The sequence below is a fragment of the Neobacillus drentensis genome, assembly GCF_036966985.1.
GTDB lineage: Bacteria > Bacillota > Bacilli > Bacillales > Cytobacillaceae > Neobacillus > Neobacillus drentensis_E.
In genome coordinates this window covers 1-6,743 of sequence record NZ_JBALSN010000360.1, presented here as the reverse complement: position 1 = coordinate 6,743, position 6,743 = coordinate 1, and the positions used below count along the sequence as shown (strand labels likewise).

Genomic DNA, 6,743 nt, shown 5'->3' with positions numbered 1-6,743 from the left:
ATAGAGGCTATTGACGACTGAGCAAGGGAAAAAAGATTCGCCAGGGTTGACAATAAGGGCTATTGACGACCATGTAGCGAAAAAAAGAGTACATAGGGTAGTCAATCGCGCCTGCCTCTATGTACTAAATAGAGTTGCCTTGGTAAATCTATTCATAATAAGTCCATTGACCAAACCCCATCAAAGTATAGTTTTGTTTAAGGATTCGACTAATTTGCTTTTTAGACCCAACCCCACACCACTCAAAAACCAGATTAGTGGTAATTTTGATGCCGGGAAAAAGCAGCACTAACTCCTCCACACACCGTAAAACAGCGGAATCGATTGTTTCTATGTGCCCGCATATACCACAGACAATCATCATCTTCCCCTCACCAGGAATGATCAACAAGTGGCACCTTCCACAAATAATCCCCTTTTTCAAGTGACTAAAGCTATAAGGGGGATAACGGGTAAAGGGATTGTCAATTTGGTGCAATGAGATTAGTTGATCCGCAAGCGTTTTATGGCGGTTTGTTAGTTTTGATGGAATCTCATTTAATCTTTTCATCAGACTGTTCAGTTGAGTGGGGTGAATTATTGGCTCTTTTAATGGGGCTTGATATAAGGTGAAATTGGGGTTTACAAAGGTTACGTCGCCTTCAATAGGTAAGTAAAAGCCAAGATCTTTAAGTAAAGGACGAAGGAGCAACTTACTTCGTTTTAATTGATGTAGAGGATTACTAATTTCATCCTTTGATGATTTGGGGTAGAAATTTCCTGATTCATACCGATAATCCCCCTCATAGTTTTTTATTTCATATGGATAAATCGTATGCTGTGAAATAATTAATGTATCAATTTGAAAAAACGTTTTATTTTGCTCAAGGCACAAATCATTTAAAACGTATAAATCATTTTTTAACTCAGAAGTTAACTGGTCAAAGAACACTTCCCCCTGATATCCCTTTTCAAGATAAGCAAGTCGCTGCTTGTCTTTGAAAGACAATCCCATTCGTACATTCAATGAACTCAGAACTCGTAATTCCTTTGACCTCTCACGAGACTTATAATGCGGCATGTGCCACTTCCTCTCCACAAATTTTTTGGGGACCACCTCTTATTTTACAAAGAACAGCATAATAATGGTTTGAATTCTTTGTTAACAATTAGCAGATCCACCCGATAAAAATTGGCAACTTAAAACTTTGCATTTCTTCTGAATCCCAGATAAAGAATAGTTCTAAGAGGTGAAAAGTAGTGACAGTAATTACGACCTTTAAGGAAAAAAAACGGGAAAAACAAATAAAATATGAACGATCAGTTCTCCGGGAACTATCGATCAATACATTAAAAGAACGAGTCCAACAATACTTTGGTTCAACAAAAATTGTTTCCAGCCTCATCATGAATACAGGAATTGAAGAAGCATGCTATGACATCGCCCTTGAAGCCTTTTTATTGGGAGCAAAATATAGCAAGTTTGGTTATCATGGCGAAAACCTTGATGATGTTCGAAAACGCTGCTACCGAGAAGAAAAACACCTAATTGATACGTTATATAACTTTTTCCTTTATTGGGGAAGCGGTGAAGAAGGCGCCATGAGTGAATCACTTTATTACCTATGTGAGCAGTATATCCACATCTGGTGGAGAGAAGGCTTTGAAAAAGGGCAAAGACGCCACAAGCTCCGTCTGCACTAAGGTCTGGCATTTCTTCCTGTTCTAAATCCCCCCTTTGTCCCATATAGTTTAGAGAATAGGGACGAGCGGGAAGGAATGATTGGGGTGTCAAAGCGCAGACTGAAAATAATTAGTTTTATTGTAGGCTTATTTGTCTTATTTTTCGTTTTACAATACGACTTTGCTGAAGATGACTCATTGAATGCGTGGAATCTTCCGTTGTCGGGAAAAATCATTTTGCTTGACCCGGGCCACGGCGGACCAGATGGCGGCGCAGGAACGGGTCAAACATTAGAAAAAGACATTGCCCTAGAAATCACCAAAAAAGTCCGGGATTACTTGCAAATGCAGGGAGCCCTTGTGATTATGACCAGAGAAACAGATACCGATTTAGCAGCTTCTGATACAAGGGGTTACAGTCGAAGAAAAGTGGAAGATTTAAAAACTAGACTGAAAATGATTAACGAGGGAGATAATGACTTTTTTGTCAGTATTCATTTAAATGCCATTCCTTCTTCGAGGTGGAGTGGGGCCCAAACCTTCTATGCACCACAATATAAGGAAAATGCAGAGGCAGCCAAGTTTATCCAAGATGAGCTGCGGACAAATCTAAAGAACACGACGCGTAGAGCGAAGCCTATTAATAACGTCTATATATTAAAAAATGCGAAGAAACCTGGCGTTCTAGTTGAAGTTGGCTTTTTGTCCAACCCTGCGGAAAAAGAAAAGTTAAAAAAGGATTCTTATCAGGAGAAAGTTGCCATTTCCATCTATCAAGGAATCACACGTTATTACACGAATGAAAAAGAACTAGTGGAACCAGAGTATTGAAGGTGAGAAAACACCTTCAATTTTTTTTTGAATGTCTAGCTCTAGCCCCCTAATGGCTAGTGTCCTTCGCTCTCCGCTCTACGATAAGTAAGCACGAATGCACCTCCGGTTCTTCGTGTTTCCTTTATCTCGGTTGGAGCGCTCCAGGCCATACGCTGCTGACCAGGGCGCTTGCGCTTTTCTTAAAAAAGCAGTTAACATTCAATTAAAAATACGTGTGATTCATTTAACTGTTTCTTAACTTGGATATGATATACTGAGAGATGGAAACGAATTCAAAATGTGAGGTGCTTTTTATGTTAACAGAGGAAAGAATCTATGAGGTTCTTGGCAGCCTTAAAGAACCATTTTTACATAAAACATTAGCTGAATTAAATGCCATTGTGGAAATAAAAATCAAAGAAGAAAAAAACCATGTCAGCGTAAAAGTGGCAATCGCGAAAACTGGTACAGCGGAGCAGCTCCAGTTACAAACACAAATTGTTAATTTGCTAAAAGAAGCTGGGGCAGCGACGGTTGGAATCCGCTTTAGCGAACTCCCTGAAGAAGTATTAGCCGCGCACCGCCATGCGGAACCAGAAAGTAATGATACAAACTTACTTCATTCAAATAAAACCACCTTCATTGCGATTGCAAGTGGAAAAGGCGGCGTTGGTAAATCAACAGTGTCAGTGAACCTTGCTGTCGCCCTTGCACGCCTAGGCAAAAAGGTTGGCTTAATTGATGCTGATATTTATGGATTTAGTGTGCCTGATATGATGGGAATTACACAAAGACCTGTAGTCAGAGGAGAAAAGATTATCCCTGTAGAACGTTTTGGTGTCCAAGTCATTTCAATGGGCTTCTTTGTTGAAGACAATTCGCCAATTATTTGGCGTGGACCAATGTTAGGGAAAATGTTAAACAGCTTCTTTAGTGAAGTAGAGTGGGGCGATATCGACTATCTATTATTAGATTTGCCGCCAGGTACTGGGGATGTGGCTTTAGACGTTCATACTATGCTGCCGGCATGTAAAGAAATTATTGTTACTACTCCGCATCCGACAGCTGCCTTTGTTGCAGCACGTGCTGGTGCAATGGCACTGAAAACCGACCATGAAGTTCTTGGTGTCATTGAGAACATGGCATACTTTGAAAGTAAAGTGACCGGTGAAAAGGAATATGTATTTGGCCAAGGCGGCGGCGATAAATTAGCGGAAGAATTGAATACTGAAGTTCTTGGCCGTTTACCGCTTAACCAGCCGGATTGGAACGACGAAGACTTTGCTCCATCGATCTATCAAGAAGACCATCAGACTGGAAAAATCTATTTAGAAATCGCTGAAAAAGTAACTGCCTTACTTAAAAAATAAATAAACTCAAAAAGAGAAGCTTTTCCTTCTGGAAAAGGCTTCTCTTTTTTTAGATAGTAGGGGTTAAGATAAATAATTTGCATCAGCCCCCTGTGTCGGATTTACTGCCGCTGTCCTGGTCGGAGCTTTGGCTTTTACTAGCGGCTTTGCTATTTGCCTCTTCTGCTGCCTTTAAGAGTAGTTCTTGTATTTTTGCTTTAAACAAGGGACTATCTACTGTTTCTGTTATGACTTTCTGTAGATGAGCCCGGTACTCTTTACTTTTTAATGCATCTGCCATCTCTTTTTGAATTTCCGGCTCTTTAAAAACCTCAATCATCATTCCTCTATATTCGGGGTCATTCATTAATTCCTTCAGTAATTTTTTGTTTTCATTTTTCAAGTTTTTTGAAACGCTTTGTGCGAATTTAGGATCACTAAACGTTTCTTTCCAATAATCTTTTGCCTTATCTGATGTGAGAGTTTGCTGGATCGTATCAGAGACTACTTTTTGATCCATTACCAGCTTTTCCTTCATGCCATCACTTGACATTACTTCTTGGAGTGCTTTCTTCCCATCATCCGTTTTAAGAATATCAACAACCATCTTTTTCGTTTGTTCGTAATCAACTTGTCCTCCGCCGCTGGATTCATTGGAAGAACAGCTTGTCAAGAACACCAAGATGGGCAGGAGGCACAATATGCTCTTTGCTTTCATTAATAAGCCCCTTTCACATAAAAATCCTTAAGTTTAGCATGTTATAACTTGTGAAAGATTATTCGTGTGGAATTATAAATTATGGATTTTTCAAATTTGGCTTGGTACAATCATAATGTTGATTATTTTTGTATTTTGGAGGTTTATAGTGTGACAAGCCGTAATTGGGTAAAATTATTTTTAAACACATTATTAGTGGGCGGACTCACAACGGCTATTGTGGGCTTTATTGTTCGCTGGAATGAGTTTGAGCCCTATTTTACTGAATTTAAACTCATTGATATTTTGTCGACATTGATTTGGTTAATTGTCATGGGCTTTTTGTTTAGTGTTATTAGCCAAATGGGCTTTTTTGCATATTTAACAGTTCACCGCTTCGGTTTAGGGATCTTTAAATCTGTTTCATTGTGGAATGCTGTTCAAATTGTTCTTATTCTTTTTGGTTTATTTGATTTAGTTTATCTGCGATACGAAAATTTTGCTGACCCAGGTGATTCTATTCTCCCGTACTTTGGTCTAGCTATCATCCTTTTAGCAATTGCGCTGGCGGCAGCATGGTATAAAGTAAAACAGACCAATCGGGATGCGTTTATTCCTGCCATGTTCTTTATGATTGTGGTTACATTAGTTGAGTGGGTACCAGTCCTTCGTGTAAATGAACATAGCTGGCTTTACCTCATGATGTTTGCATTAATGGCATGTAATGCTTATCAGCTTTTGATTTTGCATAAATTAAACCTGCAATCACAGCAGGAAAGACAAAAGAGGGCAAGCCAAGGCCAAAGTAATAAACCCGTAAATAAGAAAAAGACAAAAAAACCGTCCATTTAAAAAGTTGGACGGTTTTTTTCTGTTTATCTAATTTCTTTTGAACTGGCTTCACCGTTAGCTATCATTTCTGATACGGAAACAAGGTTAAACCCTTTTTGGCGAATATCCTTTAAAATCAACGGCAATGCTTTTGCCGTTTGTTTTGCTGAATCGGAAGCATGAAGCAGAACGATATCGCCTTTGTCTGCTTTACCCACATTTTTGACAATGGCTGGGACCCCTGGATTATTCCAGTCCTTTGAATCCACACTCCAATGGACTACTGTATATCCATATCTTTTGGCAATTTTTAAAGTCCGCTCATCAAAATGACCGGTTGGAGCGCGGAGTAACTTAATATCTTTCACATTTAGTTTCCTGAAGGCTTCTTGTGCTTTTGAGATATCTTGGCCGATTTTTACATCTTCTAAGTCCCGATAGTCTTTGTATTCGTAACCAAGAATACCAATTTCATAGCCATCCTTAATGATGCGGTTAACAATGTCAGGGTGTCGCTCGGCCCACGAACCAGCTAAGAAGAAAGTAGCTGCTTTTACATTTTCCTTCTTTAAGGTATCTAAAATAGGCTCTGCCTTTTCATCGCCCCAACCGATATTAAAAGTAAGTGCAAGACCCTTTTCCCCTCTATAAATCGCTTTCGGACTATCCTTTGTTGAAAAGACAGGAATTTGTGTAAGGTTCTCTATGTAGAGAAACCATGCAGTAAAAAATGCTGCAATTAAAATAAGTGATATGTTCTTCCAAGACTTCCCGTTAAATACAAAAAAGAATTTCATCGTCCCCACCTCGTCCAATACTGTCCTTGTCTCAACCTATGCGGACTTTTTTTTAAATATGATTAGAAAATCTTATAATAAAATCTCAATAATTGGAAAATACTACAATAACTAGATATTTCGCTGGAGGTTATTCAATGTTTGGACTTCTAATAAACGAAAAAGAAGTAAAAGAAATGGAATACCTTATTAAAAGAGAGATGGATGAAATCCTTTTTGATTTAAGAGATGATCGTATCGATCATATTGTAAAGCGAGCAATGGAAGAAAGATATAAAGTATTGTTTACCCTTTTTCGCAGGGTGGCATCTCCACATGATTGTCTTAAGTATATGAGAAGAGGAAGAAAGGATAGGAAAAAGGGATAAGGTAAAACTTTATTTTTTTTGCAAAATCCGTTGACAATAAATAAGTATCTTGGTATATTAATAAACGTCGCTGCTGACATAAAAAACTTTAAAAAAGTTGTTGACATTATGTTTTGTGAGTGATATATTAATAAAGCCGCTTTTTGAGCGGATGAACAAATTGTTCTTTGAAAACTAAACAAACAAAATCGTGCAAACAAACAATAACTTTTAGTTTCAACTATGA

8 protein-coding genes are annotated in these 6,743 nt (G+C 38.4%); 5 read left to right on the top strand and 3 right to left on the bottom strand.

The window, feature by feature from the left end; translation table 11 throughout:
- Positions 1-148 precede the first annotated feature (148 nt).
- On the bottom strand, positions 149-1,060 hold the full coding sequence (locus tag V7659_RS21705) for a nuclease-related domain-containing protein (RefSeq protein WP_335542177.1): 912 nt from the start codon (positions 1,058-1,060) through the stop codon (positions 149-151).
- A 179-nt stretch (positions 1,061-1,239) separates the two neighbouring features.
- Here V7659_RS21705 and V7659_RS21700 point away from each other — a divergent pair, with 179 nt between their 5' ends.
- The 3 genes from V7659_RS21700 (at position 1,240) to V7659_RS21690 (ending at position 3,845) form a co-directional block, all read left to right on the top strand.
- The gene (locus V7659_RS21700; RefSeq protein ID WP_283876978.1) at positions 1,240-1,683 is read left to right on the top strand and encodes a YbaK family protein; all 444 of its coding nucleotides are present in this window, start codon (positions 1,240-1,242) and stop codon (positions 1,681-1,683) included.
- A gap of 75 nt (positions 1,684-1,758) precedes the next feature.
- Entirely contained in the window at positions 1,759-2,493 is a 735-nt protein-coding gene (gene cwlD, locus V7659_RS21695; protein ID WP_335542176.1) for an N-acetylmuramoyl-L-alanine amidase CwlD, read from the top strand.
- 296 nt (positions 2,494-2,789) lie between these two features.
- Positions 2,790-3,845: an Mrp/NBP35 family ATP-binding protein gene (locus tag V7659_RS21690; protein ID WP_283876980.1), complete on the top strand. Its 1,056-nt coding sequence runs from the start codon at positions 2,790-2,792 to the stop codon at positions 3,843-3,845.
- 82 nt (positions 3,846-3,927) lie between these two features.
- On the opposite strand, the gene gerD is transcribed toward V7659_RS21690, so the two are convergent.
- The gene (gene gerD / locus V7659_RS21685) at positions 3,928-4,542 is read right to left on the bottom strand and encodes a spore germination lipoprotein GerD (protein WP_335542173.1); all 615 of its coding nucleotides are present in this window, start codon (positions 4,540-4,542) and stop codon (positions 3,928-3,930) included.
- 150 nt (positions 4,543-4,692) lie between these two features.
- Between gerD and V7659_RS21680 the strand changes: the two genes are divergently transcribed.
- A complete protein-coding gene (locus V7659_RS21680; protein WP_335542171.1) occupies positions 4,693-5,373 on the top strand; it encodes a KinB-signaling pathway activation protein in 681 nt (226 codons plus the stop codon).
- Between the two features lie 23 nt (positions 5,374-5,396).
- Here the strand turns inward: V7659_RS21680 and pdaB are convergent, their stop codons facing one another.
- Positions 5,397-6,149, bottom strand: coding sequence for a polysaccharide deacetylase family sporulation protein PdaB (gene pdaB, locus V7659_RS21675; protein WP_335542170.1), 753 nt, complete (start codon positions 6,147-6,149; stop codon positions 5,397-5,399).
- A 137-nt stretch (positions 6,150-6,286) separates the two neighbouring features.
- Between pdaB and V7659_RS21670 the strand changes: the two genes are divergently transcribed.
- Positions 6,287-6,517, top strand: coding sequence for a hypothetical protein (locus V7659_RS21670; RefSeq protein WP_335542168.1), 231 nt, complete (start codon positions 6,287-6,289; stop codon positions 6,515-6,517).
- Positions 6,518-6,743: the final 226 nt, after the last annotated feature.